The organism is Algibacter luteus (assembly GCF_900141715.1).
Classification (GTDB): Bacteria; Bacteroidota; Bacteroidia; order Flavobacteriales; family Flavobacteriaceae; genus Arenitalea; species Arenitalea lutea.
Genome location: NZ_FQYK01000004.1, coordinates 172,317 through 197,155, shown reverse-complemented (window position 1 = coordinate 197,155; position 24,839 = coordinate 172,317). Strand labels below are relative to the sequence as shown.

Genomic DNA, 24,839 nt, shown 5'->3' with positions numbered 1-24,839 from the left:
TTACCACAAGGGTCGGGCTTTCCGTTACAAGTCCTCGCTGTCGCTGCGGGCTTTCTTCTGCAATCCCTAACGCGGTGTCTGTTTGCATTCTTTAGTTAAACCCAAGCTTTTGGCATTTTCTGTCCTCTCATCGGAACAAAAACTAAATTATCATCTGTATCATCAGAATTCACAAAATGCTTAAAACGTTTCATCATTTCTGGGTTTTCAATAGCTTCCTTCCACTCACATTCATATTTATTTACTAAACCTTGCATTTCTTGCTCTAAATCTTCTGCAATCCCTAAAGAATCCTCAATAACTACTTTTTTCAAATATTCAATACCGCCTTCAAGCTTATCTAACCAAGGAGCTGTTCTAACCAACGGACCAGCAGTTCGTATGTAATACATTAAAAATCTATCTAAGTATTTCACAGCCGTTTCGTCATCCAATTGTTCAGCGAGTAAAATAGCATGTTTTGGTGTAGCTCCACCGTTTCCGCAGACATATAAATTCCATCCGCCGTCCACAGCAATCAGCCCAAAATCTTTACCTCTTGCCTCAGCACATTCTCTAATACAACCTGAAACTCCTCCTTTTAACTTATGTGGTGAACGTAAGCCTCTGTATCGGTTTTCAATCTCTATGGCAAACGTTACACTCTCGTGCATTCCGTATCTACACCAAGTTGAACCTACGCAGCTTTTTACCGTTCTTAACGATTTGCCGTATGCATGTCCACTCTCAAAACCTGCATCTATTAATTCTTTCCAAATCAAAGGTAATTCATGTATTTGAGCTCCAAATAAATCAATACGCTGTCCACCTGTAATTTTAGTGTATAAATCGTATTTCTTTGCAACTTCACCAATAACAATAAGTTGATCTGGAGTTATCTCTCCACCTGCAACTCTAGGCACGACAGAGTAAGTGCCATTTCGTTGAATATTCGCTAAAAACCTATCGTTGGTATCTTGTATAGTTGGTTGCCTATTGGCCGTTTCCATGGTTATCGTTGCAAATATTGATGCTAATAACGGTTTACAAACCTCGCAACCATGTCCTTCTCCAAATAAATTCAATGCTTCATCATAATCAGCAACTCTATTTATTTTAATTAAATCGTAAAGTTCTTGACGACTAAAATTAAAATGCTCACAAATGGTTTCTTTAACTTCTTTACCTAACGATTTTAAAGTTTCGTTCACCAAATCAACAACCATTGGTTTACAACCACCACAACCAGAGGTTGCTTTTGTTTTAGCCACAATATCTGATAAGTTATGGCTCTCACCATCTGTAATAGAACAGCAAATATCACCTTTAGAAACACTCTCGCAAGAACAAACCTGTGCCGTATCTGGTAAATCTAAAACACTACCAAATGAAGCCCCACCTTCGCTTGCAGGTAATATAAGTTGCGATGCATCTTCAGGAATTGCCATGCCGTTTAAATATATTTGATGCAGCATGTTATAGTCTGTAGCATCGCCAACAAGAATTCCTCCTAGTAATGATTTCCCATCAAGACTAACATTAATTCTTTTGTATAAATACTGTGTTTTATTTTCAAATATTATGGAATGTCCTTTTGCTGCTGGCATAAAAGGTTCTCCAAAACTCGCCACGTCTACGCCAATCAACTTTAATTTAGTAGACATATCAATATCATCAGGCATTAATGAATCGCTATCACCTAAAATTTGATCTACGGCAACACCAGCCATATCGTAACCTGGGGCTACTAAACCATAAATCATTTGATTGTATAAAGCGATCTCTCCAATGGCATAAATATTTTCATCGGAAGTTTGCATTTTGTTATCAACTACAATACCACCGCGAACGCCCATTTCCAAACCACAAGTTTTACCGAGTTCATCCCTCGGTCTAATTCCAGCTGAAATAACCAACATATCAACATCCAGAACATCATCTTCACCAAACTCTAAACCTGTAATGGCTTTGTCTCCAAGTATCTGATTGGTTGCCTTACTTAAGTGAATATTTAAACCAATAGATTCTAACTTTAATTGTAATACCTGACTACTTCTTAAATCTAATTGCCTAGGCATTAGTTTTGAAGCAAATTCTACGATATGAGGTTCTAAGCCCATATCCATAACTGCTTTACCAGCTTCTAAACCTAACAATCCACCACCAAGAACCGCTGCTTTAGCATTAGGATTGTTCGCTTTAATCTTGGCTGCATAAGCTAACATACCTTCTAAATCTTCTATGGTACGGTAAACGAATACACCTTCCTTTTCAACACCTTTAATTGGCGGAACAAATGCCGAAGACCCTGTCGCTAAAACCAAATAATCGTATGAAAACTCACGATCAGTTACAGTAGTAATTGTTTTTTTTGATCTGTGGATATCAGAAACACGTTCACCAACAATTAAATCGATTCCATGTTCTGTATACCACTCTAATGGTGCCATTTCTAACGCTTTGGCATCTTGGTTTTCAAAAAATTCACTTAAATGAACTCTATCGTAAGCAGGTCTCGGTTCTTCTCCAAAAACTGTGATCTTAAAATCTTTAGAAGCTGCTTTTTCTACAAATTTCTCGCAAAACTTGTAGCCAACCATCCCATTTCCAACAACAATAATATGTTTCATTCGTTTCGTTTTAATTGTTAAACGGTTGTATGCTATTCGTTTAAAGAAGATAGTTATACTATCAAAATGCTGTAACAAACGAATACATAACTACGTATTTTAAAACAAAACTAAGTATTTATACTTATTTTATCATGTGTTTATCTAAGAAATTTACGTAGAAAGCCAATTATTATCAATTTCACAAATTGATATGCCAATAATTGCTTTTAAAGAAAATAATGGGATTTGTTTTTATTGAAATGCTAAACTTTTTCAATAGTAATTTTAACACTCTTAGATGCTGGCGTCTTAGCGGTGTGTGCAAAACTATCTAAAGGCACGAGTACATTGGTTTCAGGAAAGTAAGTGGCACAACAGTTTTTAGGAATTTCGTAACCAACAACTTTGAAATTCGGGGCTTTTCGTTTAGTGCCTTGATATTCAGAACATAAATTAACAACTTCATGTTCTTTTAAACCTCTTACTTTCATGTCTTCACGATTCATAAAAATAATACGCCTTTCATTGAAAACCCCACGATATCGGTCGTCTAATCCGTAAATTGTTGTATTAAACTGATCGTGACTACGTATTGTCATCATAATCAATTCATTATCTTTTAAAGACCATTTTGGAAGCTTATTTATTGAAAAATTTGCTTTTCCTGTTTTGGTATTAAATTCTCTAACTCGAGCTCCATTTGGCAGATAAAAACCAGATGGATTTTTTAATCGGTTGTTATAATCGCTGAATCCAGAAACAACGTCTTCAATATCATTTCTAACAAGGTTATAATCATCTTTGTATTGTAACCAATTGATCTTTGATTTTTCTTTTAAAGTGGCATGCGCAATACCGCAAACTACTGCAACTTCACTGATAATATTATCCGAACACGGATCCAAAACCCCTTTGGTTGCCGACACCACACCCATGGAGTTTTCTACACTTTGAACTTGCAAGCCTGTTTTTTGATAATCTTTTTCTGTGCGTCCTAAACAAGGTAGTATCAACGCTTCTTTTCCCGTAACTAAATGCGATCGATTGAGTTTGGTACTGACGTGAACCGTTAAATTGCAGTTGGCTAAAGCGGTTGCAGAATACAACGTATCAGGAACAGCAGATATAAAGTTTCCGCCCAATCCAAAAAACACTTTAGCATCTTTATAATACATGGCTTTTATTGCATCTATAACAGAATATCCATGCTTATGCGAAGGTTTAAAACCGTATTTTTTTTCAATTTTATCTAAAAAAGCTTGTGGTGCCGATTCCCAAATACCAACCGTTCTGTCACCTTGAACATTGGAATGTCCTCGCACAGGACAAGTCCCAGCTCCTTCTTTTCCAATACTTCCTTTAAGTAATAATAAGTTTACTATTTCTCGAATATTATCAACGGCATTTTCATGTTGTGTTAGGCCCATTGCCCAACATACAATGATCTTATCGTGGTTTAATATCAATTCAAAAACATCATTAAAAACCTTCTCTGAAACTCCCGAAGCCTTTAAACACGCTTCAAAATTAAAAGTCTTTAAATCGGAAATAAAAGCGTCGTAACCACTAGTGTAAGTTTCAATAAAAGCCTTATCAAATACATCGCCATGTGCTTCTTCTTTCTCTAATAATTTTAAAAGAATAGCCTTAAAAAAAGCAACATCTCCGTTTATAGTTATGGGTACAAATACATCGGCTATTTGTGTACCTCCAGTTAATAACTTAATTGGATTTTGCGGATTCGTAAATTTAATTAATCCTGCTTCTGGTAAAGGATTTATAGCAATAATTTTGCCACCGTTTATTTTGCACTTTTCTAGTGCACTTAACATTCTAGGATGATTTGTTCCTGGGTTTTGTCCAACAACTATTACCACTTCTGCCTTATATAAATCATCTAAAACCACCGAGCCTTTGCCAATGCCTAAAGTTTCAGAAAGTGCACTTCCGCTAGCTTCATGACACATATTGGAACAGTCTGGTAAATTTGATGTTCCAAACTCTCTAACAAACAATTGATATAAGAACGCAGCTTCATTGGTTGTTCTGCCTGAAGTGTAAAACACCGCTTCATCAGGATGATTGAGTTCATTTAAATGATAAGCAACTTTATTAAAAGCTTCATTCCAAGATATTGGTGTGTAATGAGTTGCGCCTTCTGCTAAAAACATAGGTTCTGCCAAACGACCTGATTTTCCTATTTCAAAATCAGACCAACTGGATAATTCATCAACACTATATTGTTCAAAAAATAGAGAGCCAATCGTTTTGTTTTGTGCTTCCTCAGTAATGGCTTTAATGCCATTTTCGCAAAACTCTCCTAAAGAAGAGCGTTCATCGTCTGGATCTGGCCATGCGCAACCTGGGCAATCAAAACCACCTTTTTGGTTTATTTTTGAAGCCAACCTCAAGGCATCAGCAGGCTTCATATATTTTGCTACCTGATCGATGACTTTTAATATTGAGGTAAATCCAACACTATTTTTAGGTGGATTACTCGTTTTTAAATTCAAAAAGGATTCTGAAGTTTTCGCTTTATCTTCTGCTGATTTAGGCATTTTTCTATTTTATCATGAAGATATTAAAATTTACATGAAATTTAATCGATTATATTTAAGTATTGCATTTATTAAATAAAATCTCAAATGTTGCTGCTATCAAAATAAAAACTATTTTTAAGAATTAAACTACTCTAAAACGATTCATGACTAACGCTAAACGTTTTGGACTCATATTGGGTCCGTTTCTATTTGTTTTAATTCGCTTATTTTTTTACCCTGAAGGTTTATCGGAAGAAGCTAACGGTATTCTGGCTTCGACTTTATGGATTGCTGTTTGGTGGATTTTTGAAGCCATACCTATTGCAGCTACGGCTTTACTTCCCATAGTATTATTTACATTAACGGGGAGTTTAGATATTGCTACAACTACTGAGTCTTACGGACATAAATTCGTGTTTTTATACTTAGGCGGATTTGTGATTGCAATTGCTATTGAGAAATGGAATTTACATAAACGCATCGCGCTTAATATTATAAATCTCATTGGATTGAATGTTAAAAAAATCATCCTAGGTTTTATGGTTGCTACGGCATTTTTATCCATGTGGATATCTAATACAGCAACTTCAGTAATGATGCTCCCTATTGGTATTGCTATCATAAAACAATTGAAGGATAATCCCAATACCGATGAAGATGAAAATTTGATTTTTGGAAAAGCCTTGATGTTGGCTATTGCTTATAGCGCTTCTATTGGTGGTATAGCAACCTTAATAGGAACGCCTCCAAACTTAGTTTTAGCAGGCGTTGTGGCAGAAACTTATGGTTACGAAATTACATTTTCACAATGGTTCATTTTCGGATTTCCTATTTCCATTATTCTGTTATTAATTTGCTGGAAGTATTTAACTTCGTTTGCCTTTTCTTTTCATCAGAAAGAATTCCCTGGTGGTAAACAGGAAATTAAACGATTGTTAAATGCATTGGGGAAAATGACTTACGAAGAGAAGATAGTTGCGGTAGTATTTGCCACTACAGCATTTTGTTGGATAACACGATCTTTTTTACTCAAAAACATACTACCGGAAATTGACGATACCATTATTGCTATTTTATTTGCCATTGTACTTTTTATCATACCTTCAAAAACGAAACACAAAAAATTAATTTCATGGCAAGACACCAAAGATTTACCTTGGGGAATTATTTTACTATTTGGAGGTGGAATGGCATTAGCTAAAGGTTTTGAATCTAGCGGGTTAGCTTTATGGATTGGAAACCAAATGACAACTTTAGAAGGTGTAAGCACATTGATATTAATTCTATTGCTCATTGCGGCGGTGAATTTTTTAACTGAAATTACATCGAACTTAGCAACAACCGCAATGCTTTTACCTGTTTTAGCTCCTATGGCTTTAACTTTTGATATGCATCCGTTTATATTAATGGTAGGTGCTGCCGTAGCTGCGTCTTGCGCTTTTATGTTGCCTGTAGCAACCCCTCCAAATGCCGTTGTTTTTGGGTCTGGTTATTTACGAATTCCAGATATGGTAAGTAAAGGCATCGTCATGAATATAATTTCTATATTCATCTTAACCTTTTTTGTGTATTTCGTGCTGCCAGAACTTTGGGATATTGTTATTGAAGGCTTCCCCGATAACCTTAAATCTACTCCTTAAATTATTTACCGTTACTTTTTACAAACTCTAATGCACGCTTTTCATTATAATACTTGTTTTTTCGATCTATAAATCCGGCATGTCCGCCATAATTAGGCATTTCTAAAAACAAATTTGGATTTTGTTTTGCTTCTTTTACTGGATAACATTCGGGAGACAAAAACGAATCATTTAGTGCATTAATAATTAAAGTTGGAGTTTTTATTTTGGGAAGCAATTGTAAACTACTGCATCTAGTATAATAATCTAACGCATCTTCAAAACCATGAGCTCTAGCGGTGTATACATTATCAAAATCCAATAACGTTTTTATTGAATTTAATTGTTCTTCACTTAGTTTATCAGGAAACTGTTCTTGTTTTAATTTGAGTCTGTGCTTTAGATGTTTTAAAAACCGGTCATGATATAATTTGTTTTTAAAATGATGTAATTCTTTGGCGGCTCCTGCTAAATAACAAGGCACTGAGACTGCAATGGCAGATTTCACTTCTAGTGGAACTTCGTTTCGTTCACCCAAATATTTCAAAATAATATTAGCGCCTAAACTCACACCTTTTAAGTAAATTTTTGAATACCTTTTGTTGGAAACAGCATGTTGAATAACTGCATCTAAATCATCAGTAGCACCCGAATGATAACTATAAAATTTTAAATTAGGTTCTCCACTACAGCCTCTAAAATTCACTGATACAGCATCAATATTGTTTGAATTGAATAATTTCGCAGCACCAGTAATATATGGACGTTGCCCATTACCTTCTAGACCATGCAACAAGATAACGAGTTCTTCACTTTTTTTGTTTGAATAACTCCAATCTAAATCTAAAAAATCATCGTCTTTTAAAATAATTCGCTCTCGTTCTTGTTTCAGAGAAATGCGTCTTATTAATCCTGAATAAACAGTTGAAATAAACCCGTTCTTAAAGTAAAATCTGGGTTTGTAAGTTGATTCAATTACTGGCATTATTATTAAAGAATTATTTTGATTTATGATTTAATGTTAAAGGTGTAAACTTAAAATCTTTTCCATTAAAAAGCCCTTTATCGCTTAATTTTAATGAAGGAATTACTAAAAGAGCCATGAAAGACAACGTCATATAAGGCGCGTACAATTTACTCCCTAATGTCTTAGCCATATTGTCTATACTGGCGTAAGCTTTAGCGATAGTTTCACCATCTTTATCGCTCATAATACCTGCAACTGGAAGCGGAACGATTTTCTCTTCAGAATGAGATACTGCGCAGATACCACCTTTATGTTCAATAATTAAATTTACGGCTTGACATATGGCTTCATCTGAAACGCCTACGGCAATAATATTATGTGAATCATGACCAACCGACGACGCTATAGCACCCTCCTTTAATCCAAAATTCTTAATAAAAGCTGCGGCTGGTTTGCTATCGTCGTATCTATTAACAACGGTCATTTTTAAAATATCATCTTTTATATTCGAAACTAAATTTCCGTTTTCGATAAGTGTTTCTTCGATTAATTCATTCGTCACCAACTGACCCTCTAACGCTTCAATAACTCTGATTTTTTTTGCTGAAGAAGTTATTTCAAAATCTTCAACTCGTTTGGTTTTACAATTAAAATTATTAAGATTCTTAAATGCAACGGATTTAATTAAAGATTCACTTCCATCAAAAACCAATTCACCATTGATATAGGTTTGAAGTGTTTTAAATTGCTTAAGGTCTTCAACAACTATAAAATCGGCATGGTCTCCTTTTTTTAATAACCCAACATCTAAATTATAATGCTTTACAGGATTAACACAAGCTGCTTGCAACACTTTATAAACATCTATTTTATTTGCCACAGCTTTTGCACATAATTGATTGATATGGCCTAGAATTAAATCATCAGGATGTTTATCATCACTACAAAACATCATATTTTCATAATGCTCTCGTAATAAATCAATTAAAGCTTCGAAATTCTTAGCAGCACTACCCTCTCTGATTAAGATTTTCATCCCCTTTTGAAGTTTCTCTAGAGCTTCTTCCAAAGTAAAACATTCATGATCGGTAGAAATACCTGCATTTATGTATTTTCTAACTTCACTTCCTCTAAGTCCTGGTGCATGACCATCAATTGGTTTTTTAAAATACTTCGCCCAACTTATTTTTTTCATGACTTCATCATCATCGAAAAGAACACCGGGATAGTTCATCATTTCTGCAAGATATTTGATATCAGGATTTTCAAGAAGTCTTTTTATATCATTAGAATCGATAACAGCACCAGCCGATTCAAAACTGGTAGCTGGCACACAAGATGGCGCTCCAAAGTTGAATTTGAAAGGAACTCTTTTGCCGTTTTCAATCATGAATTCCACACCTGCAATACCTAAAACATTGGCAATTTCATGAGGGTCTGAAACTGTAGACACCGTACCATGTTTTACAGCAATTTTCGCAAATTCTGAAGGCACTAACATAGAACTTTCAATATGAATATGTGCATCAATAAAACCAGGAATGATAAAATGATTTACTTCATGTTCTTTTTCTGAAATAGCAATAATTTTACCATTTTCAACAGTTATTTCGCCTTTAAAAATGCGTTTATTTAAAATATCGACTATGTTACCTTTTATCTTCAATGGCGTGAATTATTTTAACTCTATTTTCAAAATCTGGTTTGTGTTTTCAGTAACCTTAAAACGATTATCTGCTCTTTTGCCAATAACCCAAACAACCTCTCCTCTTGAACACAATAACCAAGTATTTTCTTTGTCTAAAAGCGAAAATTTTTCATCTTTAAAATATTTGCTTAATTTCTTGTTACCTGTCATTCCTAATGGATAGAAATAATCGCCTTCCTGTTTCTTTCTAACTTTTAAAGGGAATTGCAACTTCTCCTTATCAATAAATATCGTATTCGAACATTGATCTAAAACAGCTTCAGCTTCATCAAAAAACAAAATACCCAAAGGTGTTTCAATTTTTGTATCGGACTCTAAAATTTCGATCTCATTAAAATCTTCAGATTCTATTTTACTTAGCAATAAATGATCTCTATTTTTAATTAACCTGTAGGTGGTCGAAAACACTTGCTTGCCTGTTTCAGCATCTAATAAATTTAAAATATCATCCCATTGCGTGAAGCCAAATTCTTTAAACGATTCGTACAAATATGGTCTTTGGTGCTCCAGATTTTTGAACGCTGAAATCTTAAATTTAACTACATTGTCATCAATACTCTCAATAGCTTCGTTTAAAAACTTATCGATACTTTCTTGAACAATTAAAGCAGTTTCATTGAGGTTATTTAATGTGCTTTGAAAACTATTTAATAAACTGGGATTAATTTCTTTTAAGATAGGAATGACTTCATGTCTAAGCTTATTTCGAAGATATTTAGTTGAGGCATTACTGCTATCGTCTCGCCATTTAATGTTGTTTTCTTTAGCATAAACATTAATATCGGCACTTGAAAAAGATAATAAGGGTCGAACAAATTTTCCGTTAACCTCTGGAATTCCTGTTAAACCTTCCAGTCCGGTTCCTCTTGTAAAATTGATTAGAAAGGTCTCCAAATTATCATCGGCATGATGCGCGGTTAATATGTAATCAAACTTGAGTTGAGCTGCGAGTTCTTCAAACCAATTGTATCGTAATTCTCTGGCAGCCATTTGGATAGAACGCTTGTTATCTTTAGCATAGGCTTCGGTATCAAATCGTTGCACAAAAACTTCTAAATCTAAATCTTCGGCTAACTCTAATACAAAATCTTCATCTGTATCACTTTCATTTCCTCGTAAATTAAAATTACAATGTGCTAATGAGATATTGAGTTTTATTTGCTTACATAAAAAAGTTAAAACCACGCTATCAATTCCTCCAGATATGGCAATAAGAAGTTTGCTATGATTTAAAAAATCTAGTCGGGTTTCTATGCGTTTCTTTAAGTCCTGTAGCATGCCTTCAAATATACAACTTTGACTATTATATAATTCACTTTCCTGATAATTCAAATGACAAAAATCATAATAAACTATCTCGAATTTTGTAACTTTAAGAAAGTAATTAAAATTATAAGATTATGTGCACTTCAGAGAAACTAAACGATAAGAGAACGACAGATGAATTCAATAAGAAGGTTGTATCTGCAACACAGCATTTACAAGCGTATGTAAAACATAGATTGTATATAGCTGAGTCTACGCGCATTATTCCTAAAAACATGTTTAACTCTCATGACATTATTGATGAAGGCATTGCGAAATTTTATGAAGCTGGCTACAACATTGATGCGGATGCAGCAACTATAAAAATTAGCCTTTTTAAAATTGTAGATAACGATTTAGATGCGCTTTTTAAAAATGAGAAATTCCATCAACAAACCATGAGTACGCATACCATTTTACAAGATGAATTGGATGGTTTAGATGAAAAATTTACAGTTGATGAAGATTTCGATTTAATTATGAACGAAGAGTTGAGTGACATCTCATACAGGCAAGACGGTGAAGCCAAACAAGTATTTCTCTATGATGATAATAATTCTACTATTAAAAATGCCTTAGAAATCACAGATTTATCTTCAAAACGCAACAAACATTTATTAGGTAAATTCTACACTTGGTTACCTTTAAAAGTTTCAGATATTGTTGATTTATTTGTATTTGGTAAATTATCTTTTGAAGAAATAGCGAAGGTGAAATCTATTGAGGCTAAACGCGTTGAACGTGTTTTAAAACTTGCTATTGAAGATTTTAAAGAACATTTAGATTAGTTTTCAAGAACCTCGCGCATGGCTTTGGCTTTAACCAAACACTCTTCGTATTCTTTTAACGGATCGCTTTTAGCGGTTATTGCGCCTCCAACAGAATAAGAGACATATCTCGTTGTGGCGTTATACAAAATGCTTCGTATAACGACATTAAAATCGAAATCGCCTTTAGGTGTAAAATAGCCTATGGCTCCCGAATAGATACCGCGCTTTGTTTTTTCCAATTGCTCAATAATTTTCATTGCTGAAATTTTCGGAGCTCCTGTCATGCTTCCCATTGGAAACGTGCTTTTTAGAATATCTACGGAATTCGTTTGTTCATTTACTGAAGAAACCACAGTAGAAATCATATGATGCACTTGGTTGAAACTATAAATGCCACAAAGCTCTTCTACTTTAACACTTCCTTTTATGGCTGTTTTTGATAAATCATTTCGAACCAAATCTACAATCATTACATTTTCACTGCGCTCTTTAGAATCTTGAGCTAAATTGGTTTTTAAAACAGCATCTTCCAAAGGGTTTAGAGCCCGTTTTGCTGTACCTTTTATAGGTTGTGAAATAACTGTAGTATCGTTTTTCTTTAAATACCGCTCTGGTGAAGCGCTTAACACAAACTTTTCTTCCAATTTTAGGAATGTTGCAAATGGCGATTTTGATATATTGTTTAATTTCTGATAGGTTTCAAGCGGATTGATTTGTGTGTTTTCGGCATAAAACTCCTGACAAAAATTAGCCTCATAAATATCGCCCCTATGAATATGCTCTAACATGGTTGTTACCTTATCAAAATATTCATCTTTATGAGTTCGAAGTTTTATTTTAATATCTGAAAAAACCGTGCCTCGAGCAGCTTCAGACTTATTTTTTATATCAAATAAATCATCTTCAATTTCATCCGAAACAACATTTAAATACTGTATTTCAACTTGAGTGCCTTTTATTAAAAACAACTTTTTTGGTTGAAAAAAGTATAAATCTGGAAACCCTAAACCATCAAAATTTTGAGATATTAAATTTTCTACATCATTTTTTAAATCGTACGACAAATAGCCGAAAATCCAGTCTTTCGAGTAGCTTTGATATTCTTTTAACTTTTCAAAACCATCGGTAAAATCGGTTTTTATGCTCGTAAATGCATCAACAGCCAATACTGCATCATAATTATAATGCTTTTGGTGTTCTTTATTATTTTCAGGATTAGATTCTAACCAAACAACCTCTTCAAATTGTTGAGCCCAGTCTAGTAACTGTTTTTTGAATTTTCTAATACGCTCGAAAGTATAAACTTGTGTTGTTCTCAATTAAAATAAATATTGAACAAAGTTAATTAGAATACTTAAAATATGAAGATTTTTGTACATTAGTTTAAACAACAAAAAGTATGCACACATTAGAAAACGATAAACTAAAAATTAGTGTTAATACCATTGGTGCCGAATTAAGTAAAATAACATCTGTAAAAAACAAAACTGAATTCATGTGGCATGCAGACCCAAATGTTTGGGGCAGTTCTGCACCTAATTTGTTTCCTGTAATTGGCGCATTAAAAAACGACACCTATGTTTTTGAAAATAAGGCATATAAACTTCCAAAGCATGGTTTTGTTAGGCATAATCAAAACATCATTTTACACAAAGAAACCAAAAACAGCTTAACTTATAAGCTGGTTTCAGATAAGGATTTATTAACAAAATATCCTTTCCATTTTGAGTTTTTTATCACATACACGCTATCAGACAATAATCTAGAAATTAAACACACCGTTAAAAACACTGATGATAAAACCATGTATTTTTCGGTTGGTGGACATCCTGCTTTTAAATGCCCTGCTTTTAAAAATGAAAATTATGACGATTATTATTTAGAATTTGATCAGGTTGAAAATTCTAAAAGACACTTTATTAATATGGATAACGGACTCATTTCTGATAAAACTGAACTCGTTTTTAATAATTCTAATAAGCTTCTGTTAACACATGATTTGTTTCTAAAAGACGCTTTAGTTTTTAAAGACACAAAATCTAGAAAAATAAGGTTGATGAGTGAAAAAAGCGGACCTATTCTTTCTGTGAATTTTGAAGGCTTTCCATATTTAGGTATTTGGGCTAAACCCAATGGTGATTTTATCTGCATCGAGCCTTGGCTTGGAATTGCAGATAGTGAAAACACAAACCAAAACCTTGTTGATAAAGAAGGTATTTTGAGTTTAGAGGCTAATAAAACATTTCAAGCATCGTATATTATCGAAATAGACAACACGCATTTAGCCTAAAGCCAAGAATAAGTGTAACTTTGCCCCAAAATATCAAGATTTTGACTTTTTCAGATTTAAATTTAAACACACCGCTTCTTAACGCCATAAACGATTTAGGTTTCACAACGCCTACTCCTATACAAGAACAAGCCTTTAATGTGGTGGCTTCGGGTAAGGATGTGGTTGGTATTGCGCAAACTGGTACAGGTAAAACCTTTGCCTACATGTTGCCTATTTTAAAAAACTTAAAGTATTCTGAACAAGAAAATCCAAGAGTTTTGGTTTTAGTACCAACTCGAGAATTAGTGGTACAAGTGGTTGATGAAATTGAAAAGCTATCTAAATACATTAACAATCGTGTTTTAGGTGTTTATGGAGGCACCAACATTAACACACAAAAAAAAGCTATTGCCGAAGGTTTAGATATACTAGTTGCTACACCTGGTCGTTTATACGATTTGGCTTTAACCCGAGTTTTACAATTAAAATCTATACAGAAATTAGTGATTGATGAAGTTGATGTGATGCTCGATTTAGGTTTTAGACACCAACTTATCAATATATTCGATATTCTTCCGCAACGAAGACAAAACATTATGTTTTCGGCAACCATGACGCAAGATGTTGATTTACTAATTAATGATTTCTTTAAAAGTCCAGAGCGCGTTTCTATTGCTGTTTCAGGTACACCACTTGAAAACATTGCACAAAAACGTTACAATGTTCCTAATTTTTACACCAAAGTTAATTTATTGGTAGAAATGCTTCAAGATGAAGAACATTTTAATAAAGTATTAATTTTTGTGGCGTTTAAACGAATGGCAGACAAATTGTTCGATAAGCTAGATGAACATTTTAAAGAGGAATTGTGTGTTATTCATTCTAACAAAACACAAAATTATAGGCTACGAAGTATCGAGCATTTTAGAAATGGTGATAACCGCATTTTAATAGCTACCGATGTTATGGCACGTGGTTTAGATATCGATAATGTGAGTCATGTTATTAATTTTGATACACCTGATTACCCAGAAAACTACATGCACCGTATTGGTAGAACTGGTCGTGCCGAACGTGAAGGTGAAGCACTAGTGTTTACAACGGAAAAAGATCAAGAAGCCATTGAAAACATTGAAGCTTTAATGAAAATGACTATTCCGGTTGAAGAGCTTCCGGAAACTGTTGAGATTTCTACTGAGCTTATTGAAGAAGAACGTCCACAGATAAAAGAGCGCAACAATCCAAACAAACGTAGCGACGAAGATGCTCCAGGGCCTGCATTTCATGAGAAATCAGCTAAAAATCAGAAAGAAAATTTAGGAGGTTCCTATAAATTTAAAATTGCGGCAAAGTATAAAAAGCCAAAAACTAAAGGTGATAAGAATTACAACCGACGTAATAAGAATTTTAAGAAGTAAAAGTATTTAGTTATTCCTCCACCTGGCCGCAGTGATTTAGAAAATTCTAAAACAAAAAAATCCCATCTTCAATTAAATGAAAAAGAGATTTCTATGATTAACTGAAATTGTCCCATGAAAACTTTTAGCTTTTCTGCAATCCTTTCAATATTATAATACCTATTCTTGGAATTATAAATGTAATAGCTCCAAAAACTGTTGTTAAGAACGATACTTTTAGTCCACCTGCCATCATGCTTGCACTAATATCGCCCATAGACTCTATTGCATCAAAAGCGGTTATCATTCCAATTATAGATCCTAAAAACCCAAATACTAAGCCTAATATACTTGCATCGGAAGCTAAACCCGTCATTTTTTTTGATTTCGCCACATTTTTTTTAAGATTAACAAAACCTAAAACAATAAAAAACAAGGCCAAAAGCAAACAGATTAAAATAAAAGACATAAATAATGGACCGCCTTCCATAAATCTATCCACAAAAACATTTAACGAAATAACTGATAATACATTCATAATTCAAAATTTTAATTAAACATGCCACAAACATAAACACTTAAGGCTTCTTTTAATTTAAAATGCGACAGATGACTAATTTAGTCATTAATATAACATGATGCTAAAACCAGAGCTAATCCTGTTATTCGTCTATAAAAACTTTAATAGCTTCAAATTTATAGTATTATTGTAATATGGTTTAATAGGTTATGTTTACAATTCCAAAGGTTTTACATAAAATAGGTCAAGTTTTACTCCATACTTTATTTTGGTGTGGGGTGTTATTATTTTATACTTATTTTTTCGGTGTAGATAGCAGCGATTTTAGTTATGTGTTGTCGTTCTCATTATTTTTAATGCCCATAACTATTGCCACAACGTATACTTTTATATATAAATTAATTCCAGAATATTTAATAACTAAACGCTACTTTTTATTCGTACTGTACAGCATATATGCCTTAATTATTTCGGCATATTTAATTGTAATTTCTGTATTCTACGGACTCGTTTACCTCTCGAATTTTAAGTATGCCAACATGGCTCCTATTAGTAAAAGTCTCCTATTAGTTGCTATTGCTGTATATCTTGTTGTTATTATTGTTAGTGCCTTTAAACTTCTAAAATTGAATTTAAAACATACAGAAGACGCAAAAAAACTAGAAACCAAAATTTTAGAAACGCAACTTAAATTAAAGGAACAAGAATTGAATTATTTAAAAATGCAGATTCATCCACACTTTCTGTTTAACACACTAAATACCATGTATGGTTTTGCATTAAAAAAGGCAGATGAAACACCTGAAATGATTCTGAAACTTTCTAATTTATTAGACTATTTGCTCTACCAAGTCGATAAACCCTTTGTACCACTGAATGATGAGCTCCATCATATTAACGATTATATAGCACTTGAAAAAATGCGTTTTAATAATACATTAAATATTAATTTTGAAACTAAACATATTCCAGAAAATGTACAAATTGCTCCAATGCTTTTGCTGCCTTTTGTAGAGAACAGTTTTAAACATGGTAGCTTAAAAAATGGCGTTTTATCAATTGATATTAAGCTGTTTCAAAAAAACAACACTCTTTTTTTCGAAATTGAAAACACTTGTGATTCTAATTCTGAATCTGAAAAAGGTATTGGTTTGGAAAACATAAAAAAACGTTTAGATTTGATTTATAAAGGTGACTATTCGCTTGATATTGAAAATAAAGACGATGTTTTCAAAGTCAAATTAAACCTTGTAATTTCTTAGTTTATGCCAGATTCAAAAGACATAAAATGTATTATAGTAGATGATGAATCCATTGCTAGAGAAATTATTGCAACACATCTTACTAAAATACCAAATATAGAAATTGTAGGAAGTTGCAGTAACGCCATTGATGCTTTTAAATTATTAAGAGAACAGCAAGTAGATTTGGTGTTTCTGGATATTAATATGCCTGAAATTTCAGGTATTTCATTTGCCAAATCGATTAACAAAAATGTAAAAGTCATATTCACTACCGCATATCGAGATTACGCAGTTGAAGGTTTTGAATTGAAAGCAGTAGATTATTTGCTCAAGCCTATTTCTTTTGAAAGATTACTCAAAGCAATAAATACGTATTTTGAAATCCATGTTGACTCGAATCAAAGTGTGAAAGAGGATTTAGAAATAAACGATTTCATGTTTGTTCGAGCCGATAGACGCATGCTAAAAATAGATTTTGAATCTATAATTTACATTGAAAGCTATAGTGATTATATTAAAATTCATTTACCTAATGAAACCATAGTAACTCGTGAAACAATTAGCGCAATCGAAGCCAAACTACCGAAACAACGATTTTTAAGAATTCATCGTTCTTACATCATTTCGTTAAAACATATCAGCTCATTTACAAACGAAGAAATCACCATCAATAATACAGCATTAACCATTAGTAGGAGTTATAAAAAGGATGTTTTAAAAATTCTAGAAAGCTACTAAAACCTTTTATCAAACTAAATAAAGTCTAATATTTGTTTGCTTGATTTAAGGAATTACACCCCCATTTCGTCCATAAAAATCATTAAATCATATATAAAATAGTACAAAATAAACACCTAATTAGCTATTATCGCTTATTTTATTCTACTTTTGTGTATTAGTTTCACTAAACAAGCTGATAATGAAAAAACAAGCAATAGAAGAAAGCGTTAAAAATTTAAACGACAAACCTCAAAACAATAATTCAAAAATTGACGCTATAAAAGAACTTATTTTTGGGGAAAATATTCAAGAATACAATCAAGAATTCGAAACTCTAAAAGCTGATATTTTAAGTAAAAGAGAAGAACTTCAAGATTTAATTAGTACAGTTGAGTCTGAATTGTTACAAAATATTGATTCGTTAAGTACAGACATCAATATTAGAATTACCGATCTTGAAAAGTCAATAAGCGACAAACTTTCTAAAATGGACAATAAAAAGACCGATAGAAAACTATTAAGCGAGCTTTTTATAAAATTGGGAGAAAAAATAGCTGAATAAACTTATTCGCGTTGATGAATCAAGATGAAAAATTAAATATAATTAAAGATATCTTGCTCACCGACGAGCGAGAGTTTGTGTCTGCAATTGAAAAAAAAATCAAAATTCTTGAGAACACCGTCAACAAAAAAGAAAACTTATCTGTTAAAGTAGACCCTATAATTGAAACCAAGTTAAATGAGTTTGTAAAAGAAATACCTGAAACGCTCGGGCCTACTATAACTGAAGCATTAAAAACAGAAATTAAAAATTCCCAAGATGCGGTTGTTGAAGCTCTTTATCCAATTTTAGGTAAAATGATAAAGCGTTACGTGCAGCATGAAATGAAATTATTATCAGAAAGGATAAATAATCAAGTTAACAAAACCTTCTCGTTTAAACGATTTTTTAGAAGAGCGAAATCTAAAGCTTCGGGCATTAACGAATCAGAATTAATTCTTCAAGAACAAACCAATGCCAAAATTGAACAAATAATTATTATTGAAAAAGGCTCTGGACTTCTATTAGCTGAATATTCAAAAAACAAAATGGCAGATGAAGATATGGTGGCTGGTATGCTTACAGCTATTAAAAGCTTTGTTGAAGATGCCTTTAAAAAAGAGAGTCAAAATTTACAATATATTGAATACGACCTTTACCATATTCATATTCAAAATTTTTCTTCCTTCTATATTGCCGTTGTAGTTTCAGGTGCTTACAATGTTATATTTAAGGACCAACTAGAAGACAAATTATTTGAATTTGCCGACAAGGAAAAAATAGTAAAACACTTAAAAAACAAATCGCTATTATCTAAAAAAATAGAAGATTTCTTTAAAAATGACAGTATCTAAAAAAATTGTGTTAATAGGTCATTTTGGAGTTGGAAAAACCTCATTAATAAGGCGCTTTGTTGAAAATACTTTTTCTGAAGATTACAAAGTAACCATTGGTGTTCATATTTCTAAAAAAACCATAACTATTCCCGAAGGAGAACAAATTTCATTAATAATCTGGGATTTAGAAGGACAAGACGATATAAAAAAAACGAGACCGTCTTATTTATTAGGTACTAACGGATTTATTTATGTTTTTGATTTATCAAGACCTGTTACCTTCCAAGATCTTAATTCTGAACTGTCCTTTTTAAAAGAAAATTATCCTAAAATCCCCGTAAAAGTAGTTGGGAACAAAATGGATTTAGTAAATAAAATTTATTTAAAAGAACACCAAACCATTTTTGAACCCCATGTTGATTATTTTGTAAGTGCAAAAACAGGAAGTAAAGTTGAAAAACTATTCTCTAAACTTGCTGAAGACTTAATTTGAAATAGATGCTAAAACCCTATTTAGAAAAATATCATACAAACAATTTTCAATATATTTTAGTTGATGATTCTGGATGTGTTTTAGAAGTAGACAATCCTATTTTTCCCATAAAAGTAAACGATAAAATACAAGACACTCATCCTTTCTTTGAGATTTTAAACAACTTGATTTTAATAAAAAATGAATGTTTCGAGTTTACTTGTATTAACCTAGAGTTTAATGGTAAACCTTATGTTGTCGACCTTACTTTTAGACCTCAAAATAATCAAGAAAATCTTTTAATTATTGAGAATTTAACCAAACATTACAATAACTATCAACTTACCGCACAAACTAGAAACGAATCCATTATAAACTCTCAAATTCTTGTTCTTAAAAATGAATACTTACAAGAAAAAGAGACATTTAAAAATAATTTTATTGCCAATTTTAGCCATCAACTTAGAAACCCAATTACGGCGTCTATAATATTTAGCGATTTATTAAATAATAGTGATTTATCAACTGAGCAAAAAAACTACATCAATATTATTCAATCGGCTAACAAAGATTTAAAAAACAGAATTGAAGATATACTTGATATTTCAAAAATAGAATCGGGAAAGTTAATTTTAGTTGATAAAGTATTTAATTTAAAAGAATTGCTGAATGAAGTTGCAATTATGTACGAATACATGGCAAATAAAAAGGGTATTGATTTTAATTTCAAAATAGCCGAAAATATTCCTGAATTTGTTGAGGGCGATCAATATCGATTAAAACAAATCTTAAACAATCTTTTAAATAATGCCATAAATAATACCACAAAAGGCTCCATAACACTAGATATATCACTTAATTACAAAAGGGCGAAAAAGGTTAATCTTCATTTTGAAATTACAGATACTGGTTGTGGCATAAATAAAGAACATCTTGAAACTATTTTTAATAGGTTTACTAACTTAGAATCGGATGTGAAAATTGACAGAGGTTTTGGCTTAGGTTTGTCTATTGTAAAATACTTAATTACCGAAATGGATGGTAATATAAAGGTTGAAAGTGAAATAGATAAAGGCTCTAAATTTATATGTAATTTAAGTTTTAAAACATCAAATTACAACCAGAGCCAAAAGGAAGAATTGTTAAATAAACAATTACTGAAATTAGAGGGAAGATATAATGTTCTGTTAGTTGAAGATTCAGAATTAATACAGCTTACTATTTTAAAAACATTAGCCTCAACAGGACTGTTTTATGTGAATATTATAAATAAAGGCGAAGAGTTAATTCCCAATATTATTGATAAAAAGGTAGATATCATATTATTATCCAATACAATAGAAGGTTTCTCTGCCATAGACTTAGCGGCTTCAGTAAGAAATCTTTCAAAAGAATATAAAAAAACTCCAATTATCGTTTTATCAACTCAAGCCTATAAAGAAGACATTAAGCGCTTTAAACAAAACGGCATTAACAATGTTATAATAAAACCTTTTGATAAGAAAAACTTGTTGGAAGGAATTCAGAAATACTTAAAGAAATCAACGGATTAGATAATTTTTTACTTAATACATTAAACTGCCATGGCATAAGAATTCGCTAAACGTTCTTTGGCTCTTTTAATTCTCATTTTAACAGCACTTTCACCAATTCCCAAAGTATTTTCAATATTTTTTAAGCTTAAATTTTGTTTGTATTTTAACTCCAAAATAGAACGGTCATTGACCGATATTTTTTGTAAAGCATTATTAATTCGCTTACCTTTTCTTTCTAAGTGATCCATGGAATCATCTCTATCTTCAGCGTAGTTTTCAATATCGAAATTTTCTGTTAATCGCATTTCATATTTACGTTTAGGATTTCTATTAACGTAGTTAACACAATGGTTATAGGTAAATGAGTAAACCCAAGTAGAAAATTTAGATTTTCCTTGAAAACTCGATAATTTTAAATATAATTTTAAGAAAATATCTTGACTTAAATCTTTAGCCTCATCTTCATTTTTCACAAAATGGTAGCATTTATTATAAATATTATGTGAAAATCTGTCATATAATACACTAAATAATGCGGTGTCGTTGTGGTCTACAATTCTGGATACTAATTCTTGATCTGTCAAAACTAATTGGTTTAAATGTTAAGGTATCCCAATATTAAAGCTTGATACTTTGTTCTGATTTTTGTAAAACAATAATTTACAAAACTAGACTAAATACAAATAATATAGATAATGTGTTTATATTTATGTAGGAAATGACGGTTTTTATATAAAAGCTGAATGCAGTTATAATCGGAGTGGACCATTTGTATTCTTAAAGTCTCACTTAATTCATTAAAAAAATCCCTTTTCAAATTCATGAAAAGGGATGATATAATGTAGAGAGCTTTTCAATTTACAGAAAAGTAACCAACCAAATTTTAACCCTAACTTAAAGTTAATCCTGTAATCTTACTTGACTCTCTACAATATCTTTAATAGGCACTATCACTTTGCCTGTATCTGTTAATATGGTTATTGTAATGCCATCAATTGACTCTACTTCACCTTTAATATCATTAAATTCTATTTTTTGTCCTATTTCATAGGTCTTTCTTGTATAAAATGTTCTCATCAAATCTCCAACTACTTTTTGAGACCCAAAACCAAATGCCAATGCGAATGCCAATAAAAAGGCCGCAAGAATCATAGTTATATTACTTGTAATGATTTCGGTGTCAATTCCAGCTTGGTTTAAGGCTGTAATCGAAACATAGATTAATATTAGAAAAAATACAAACTGGCTTATCAGTTTTGCTCCTGATAAATCCATGGACTCAAACAACGATTTCAATCCTTTCTTAACAAGGTTTGCTAAAATTAAACCTACAGTAAATATGACTAACGCTGCAAATAATTGTGGCAAATAAGCTAATAAATTGCTTATTTGTTGAGAAATCATGGTTAAGTTCATAATATCTGATGCCATAATAATAAGCATCACATACATGACCCATTTTACAAAGTTTGAGACTATTTTAACCGTATCAAAGTTTAACTTCTTGCCTTCAATAATCTCAATTTCATTAATAGCATCATCCAATTTGTTAGCATTAGCAAGCTTTAAAACCTTCTTAATAATTTTTACAATTAATTTGGTAATTAACCAACCAAAAATTAAAACAATTAAAGTTCCTATTATGTTTGGAAATATTTTTGATATTTCAAGCCACATCGTTGATAGAGATTCCATGGCCATATCTTTCCATTTTGTCGCTTTTTCCATGTTTAAATTATTTTTTTAGGGATTTTAGGTTTGGTTTAATATAATTTACTTTGATTTTCTACTCTTAATAACGGTTTCAATAACATCGCCAATATTATAAGAAAATAACGTTGCCAGGTCCATGATGAGTTTTGCCATGGCAATATCATTCATCACTTTCTCCTTGAGTTCTGGCGGAACTTCCTTAATAGGCTGGTTTATATGTTTAAATGGATTATCCATTATTTGTCATTTAGGTTATAAACGCTTATAAGTTTATCTTTTGCACGTTTTATTCTCATTTTAACTGCACTTTCTCCTATTCCTAAAGCACTTTCAATCTCCTTAATACTTAAATTATCTTGGTACTTTAATAATAAAATCATTTTCTCTTGCGGAGAAATGAGTTCTAATGCTACTTTTAATTTATCAACCTTCATACTTAGAAAACTGTTGTCGTCTTCCTCCTCTGATAAGTTTTCTAAATCAGTGTAATCTACCGACTGCTTTTCAAATTTTTTAGCCGTGTTTCTGGTTACGTAATTTACACAGTGATTATATGTAAACGCATATAACCAAGTTGAAAACTTCGATTTACCTTTAAAACTAGCCAACTTTACAAAGAGTTTTAAAAACACATCTTGTGTTAAATCTTTAGCTTCATCTTCATCTTTTGCAAAACCATAACATTTATTGTACACCAATCGTGCGAACCTATCATATAACGTTTCGAAAAGCAATGTGTCATTTGTTTTAACAATTGCTTGTACCAAATCTTCATCAGATAAACTATTTATATTGTCGAGGGTTTTCAAAATTAGCTTGCGCTATTTACGTGTTATGTAGAATAAGACACTACATTTTATAATTAGTCACGCGTTTTTGAAAAAAATTAAAAATATACTGTTTTATTAAACTTTTGTTAACTCCGGATTATTTATGAATTTCTTTATCCGTTATATTTAAATTAGCTAAAAATTAACGGCATGAAATTTATTTACACTTTACTTTTAGCTTCACTTTATATTTTACCATATCAAACTTTTGCAAATGATGATTTTTGGGGACAAACCGGACACCGCGTCGTTGGTAAAATTGCGGATGACTATTTATCAGGAAAAGCTAAACGTGAGATAAATCGTTTGCTCAACAGAAAATCGCTCGCGTTTGTTTCTACTTTTGCTGATGAGATAAAAGCAGATAAGCGTTATAACGAATTTTACACATGGCATTACATCAATATGTCTTTAGATGAAAACTATGAGAATTCAGAGAAAAACCCTGAAGGCGATTTAGTTTCAGGAATTAATTATTGTAAAAAAATCATTTCAGATGATGAAGCTTCAGATGACGATAAGGCGTTTTATTTAAAACTTCTAATTCATTTAATAGGCGACTTACATCAGCCCATGCATATTGGTTTAAAGGAAGATCGAGGCGGAAACGATTTTAAAGTACAATGGCATTATGAGGATTCTAATCTTCATAGAGTTTGGGATTCCGATATGATTGAAAAATTTGATATGAGTTATGTTGAATTAGCTGAAAATGCCGATGTTTTAAGTAAGGCACAGGTGAAAGCCATTCAAAAAGGATCAGTTATTGATTGGGTAAATGAAACGCATGAATTAACTAGAAAAATATATGACTCAGCAGAACCAGAAGAAAATTTAAGATACCGTTATTCTTATCATCATTTTAAAACAGTTAGAACGCAATTACAAATAGCTGGAATTCGTTTGGCTAAGGTGCTAAATGAGCTGTTTTAATTATAATTGTTTCCAGTTTTGAATCATAATCCTTAATTAGCCTTATAAACAGTAGTAGGCGAAATGGTTTATTTAAAAATTAACTATCTTGTTTGAATAAACTAACTATATAAGGTATGAACAAATCAGTTAAAACAGTTTTATTAGTAGTCGGATTAGGACTTTTAGGCTATGGTATATACACGCTAGTGGCTCCAGAAGCTGCTGTAAGTATTGGAGAATTAAGTATAGAAGCCCAAGATAATACTAACTCATATATTACTATTGCTTTAGGTATTGTAGCCTTAGCATTAGGATTCTTAGGAGGTAAAAAATAAAAAAAGGCT

23 protein-coding genes are annotated in these 24,839 nt (G+C 32.0%); 12 read left to right on the top strand and 11 right to left on the bottom strand.

Annotated elements, in window-relative coordinates; genetic code table 11:
- Positions 1-95 precede the first annotated feature (95 nt).
- Both nirB and BUA46_RS09335 read right to left on the bottom strand, forming a co-directional pair.
- Positions 96-2,609 carry a nitrite reductase large subunit NirB gene (nirB, locus tag BUA46_RS09340; protein WP_019386525.1) on the bottom strand — a complete coding sequence of 838 codons (2,514 nt, stop codon included), beginning with the start codon at positions 2,607-2,609 and terminating at the stop codon, positions 96-98.
- Between the two features lie 245 nt (positions 2,610-2,854).
- Positions 2,855-5,149 (bottom strand): FdhF/YdeP family oxidoreductase, encoded by a 2,295-nt coding sequence (locus BUA46_RS09335; RefSeq protein ID WP_019386526.1) that lies wholly within the window; start codon positions 5,147-5,149, stop codon positions 2,855-2,857.
- Between the two features lie 146 nt (positions 5,150-5,295).
- Here BUA46_RS09335 and BUA46_RS09330 point away from each other — a divergent pair, with 146 nt between their 5' ends.
- Positions 5,296-6,771 carry an SLC13 family permease gene (locus BUA46_RS09330; protein WP_019386527.1) on the top strand — a complete coding sequence of 492 codons (1,476 nt, stop codon included), beginning with the start codon at positions 5,296-5,298 and terminating at the stop codon, positions 6,769-6,771.
- A gap of 1 nt (position 6,772) precedes the next feature.
- On the opposite strand, the gene BUA46_RS09325 is transcribed toward BUA46_RS09330, so the two are convergent.
- From BUA46_RS09325 to tilS, 3 genes are read right to left on the bottom strand one after another with little or no spacing between them, the layout of a single operon-like run.
- A complete protein-coding gene (locus BUA46_RS09325) occupies positions 6,773-7,735 on the bottom strand; it encodes a YheT family hydrolase (RefSeq protein ID WP_019386528.1) in 963 nt (320 codons plus the stop codon).
- Between the two features lie 13 nt (positions 7,736-7,748).
- Entirely contained in the window at positions 7,749-9,383 is a 1,635-nt protein-coding gene (gene ade / locus BUA46_RS09320) for an adenine deaminase (RefSeq protein ID WP_019386529.1), read from the bottom strand.
- Between the two features lie 9 nt (positions 9,384-9,392).
- Positions 9,393-10,703: a tRNA lysidine(34) synthetase TilS gene (gene tilS / locus BUA46_RS09315; protein ID WP_019386530.1), complete on the bottom strand. Its 1,311-nt coding sequence runs from the start codon at positions 10,701-10,703 to the stop codon at positions 9,393-9,395.
- Between the two features lie 122 nt (positions 10,704-10,825).
- On the opposite strand from tilS, the gene BUA46_RS09310 reads away from it, so the two are divergent.
- Positions 10,826-11,518: a hypothetical protein gene (locus tag BUA46_RS09310; protein ID WP_019386531.1), complete on the top strand. Its 693-nt coding sequence runs from the start codon at positions 10,826-10,828 to the stop codon at positions 11,516-11,518.
- On the opposite strand, the gene pabB is transcribed toward BUA46_RS09310, so the two are convergent.
- A complete protein-coding gene (gene pabB / locus BUA46_RS09305; RefSeq protein WP_019386532.1) occupies positions 11,515-12,819 on the bottom strand; it encodes an aminodeoxychorismate synthase component I in 1,305 nt (434 codons plus the stop codon). The two genes, BUA46_RS09310 and pabB, sit on opposite strands and share 4 nt — an antisense overlap.
- Before the next feature lie 80 nt (positions 12,820-12,899).
- Between pabB and BUA46_RS09300 the strand changes: the two genes are divergently transcribed.
- Positions 12,900-13,790, top strand: a complete 891-nt coding sequence (locus tag BUA46_RS09300; RefSeq protein ID WP_019386533.1) for an aldose 1-epimerase family protein — start codon at positions 12,900-12,902, stop codon at positions 13,788-13,790.
- A 41-nt stretch (positions 13,791-13,831) separates the two neighbouring features.
- A complete protein-coding gene (locus BUA46_RS09295; RefSeq protein WP_019386534.1) occupies positions 13,832-15,190 on the top strand; it encodes a DEAD/DEAH box helicase in 1,359 nt (452 codons plus the stop codon).
- 124 nt (positions 15,191-15,314) lie between these two features.
- Here BUA46_RS09295 and BUA46_RS09290 read toward each other — a convergent pair whose 3' ends face one another.
- Positions 15,315-15,707: a MotA/TolQ/ExbB proton channel family protein gene (locus tag BUA46_RS09290; RefSeq protein ID WP_019386535.1), complete on the bottom strand. Its 393-nt coding sequence runs from the start codon at positions 15,705-15,707 to the stop codon at positions 15,315-15,317.
- Between the two features lie 191 nt (positions 15,708-15,898).
- Here BUA46_RS09290 and BUA46_RS09285 point away from each other — a divergent pair, with 191 nt between their 5' ends.
- The 6 genes from BUA46_RS09285 (at position 15,899) to BUA46_RS09260 (ending at position 21,055) form a co-directional block, all read left to right on the top strand.
- A complete protein-coding gene (locus BUA46_RS09285; protein WP_019386536.1) occupies positions 15,899-16,951 on the top strand; it encodes a sensor histidine kinase in 1,053 nt (350 codons plus the stop codon).
- A gap of 3 nt (positions 16,952-16,954) precedes the next feature.
- The gene (locus BUA46_RS09280; protein ID WP_019386537.1) at positions 16,955-17,671 is read left to right on the top strand and encodes a LytR/AlgR family response regulator transcription factor; all 717 of its coding nucleotides are present in this window, start codon (positions 16,955-16,957) and stop codon (positions 17,669-17,671) included.
- Positions 17,672-17,852: 181 nt separating this feature from the next.
- Entirely contained in the window at positions 17,853-18,215 is a 363-nt protein-coding gene (locus tag BUA46_RS09275) for a coiled-coil domain-containing protein (protein WP_019386538.1), read from the top strand.
- A gap of 14 nt (positions 18,216-18,229) precedes the next feature.
- On the top strand, positions 18,230-19,048 hold the full coding sequence (locus BUA46_RS09270) for a hypothetical protein (protein ID WP_019386539.1): 819 nt from the start codon (positions 18,230-18,232) through the stop codon (positions 19,046-19,048).
- Positions 19,035-19,523, top strand: coding sequence for a Rab family GTPase (locus BUA46_RS09265; RefSeq protein ID WP_019386540.1), 489 nt, complete (start codon positions 19,035-19,037; stop codon positions 19,521-19,523). The genes BUA46_RS09270 and BUA46_RS09265 overlap by 14 nt, the downstream gene beginning before the upstream one ends.
- A gap of 5 nt (positions 19,524-19,528) precedes the next feature.
- A complete protein-coding gene (locus tag BUA46_RS09260; RefSeq protein ID WP_019386541.1) occupies positions 19,529-21,055 on the top strand; it encodes an ATP-binding protein in 1,527 nt (508 codons plus the stop codon).
- A gap of 20 nt (positions 21,056-21,075) precedes the next feature.
- Here the strand turns inward: BUA46_RS09260 and BUA46_RS09255 are convergent, their stop codons facing one another.
- From BUA46_RS09255 to BUA46_RS09245, 4 genes are all read right to left on the bottom strand, one after another.
- Positions 21,076-21,621 (bottom strand): RNA polymerase sigma factor, encoded by a 546-nt coding sequence (locus BUA46_RS09255; protein WP_019386542.1) that lies wholly within the window; start codon positions 21,619-21,621, stop codon positions 21,076-21,078.
- A 316-nt stretch (positions 21,622-21,937) separates the two neighbouring features.
- Positions 21,938-22,765, bottom strand: coding sequence for a mechanosensitive ion channel family protein (locus BUA46_RS09250; protein WP_019386543.1), 828 nt, complete (start codon positions 22,763-22,765; stop codon positions 21,938-21,940).
- A 45-nt stretch (positions 22,766-22,810) separates the two neighbouring features.
- Positions 22,811-22,987 (bottom strand): hypothetical protein, encoded by a 177-nt coding sequence (locus BUA46_RS15120; protein WP_019386544.1) that lies wholly within the window; start codon positions 22,985-22,987, stop codon positions 22,811-22,813.
- A complete protein-coding gene (locus BUA46_RS09245; RefSeq protein WP_019386545.1) occupies positions 22,987-23,559 on the bottom strand; it encodes an RNA polymerase sigma factor in 573 nt (190 codons plus the stop codon). Before BUA46_RS09245 ends, BUA46_RS15120 begins: the two co-directional genes overlap by 1 nt.
- 171 nt (positions 23,560-23,730) lie before the next feature.
- Between BUA46_RS09245 and BUA46_RS09240 the strand changes: the two genes are divergently transcribed.
- Together BUA46_RS09240 and BUA46_RS09235 are read left to right on the top strand one after the other, a co-directional pair.
- Complete coding sequence (locus tag BUA46_RS09240) at positions 23,731-24,513, top strand: S1/P1 nuclease (RefSeq protein WP_019386546.1); 783 nt, start codon at positions 23,731-23,733, stop codon at positions 24,511-24,513.
- 116 nt (positions 24,514-24,629) lie between these two features.
- Positions 24,630-24,830, top strand: a complete 201-nt coding sequence (locus BUA46_RS09235) for a hypothetical protein (protein WP_019386547.1) — start codon at positions 24,630-24,632, stop codon at positions 24,828-24,830.
- Positions 24,831-24,839: the final 9 nt, after the last annotated feature.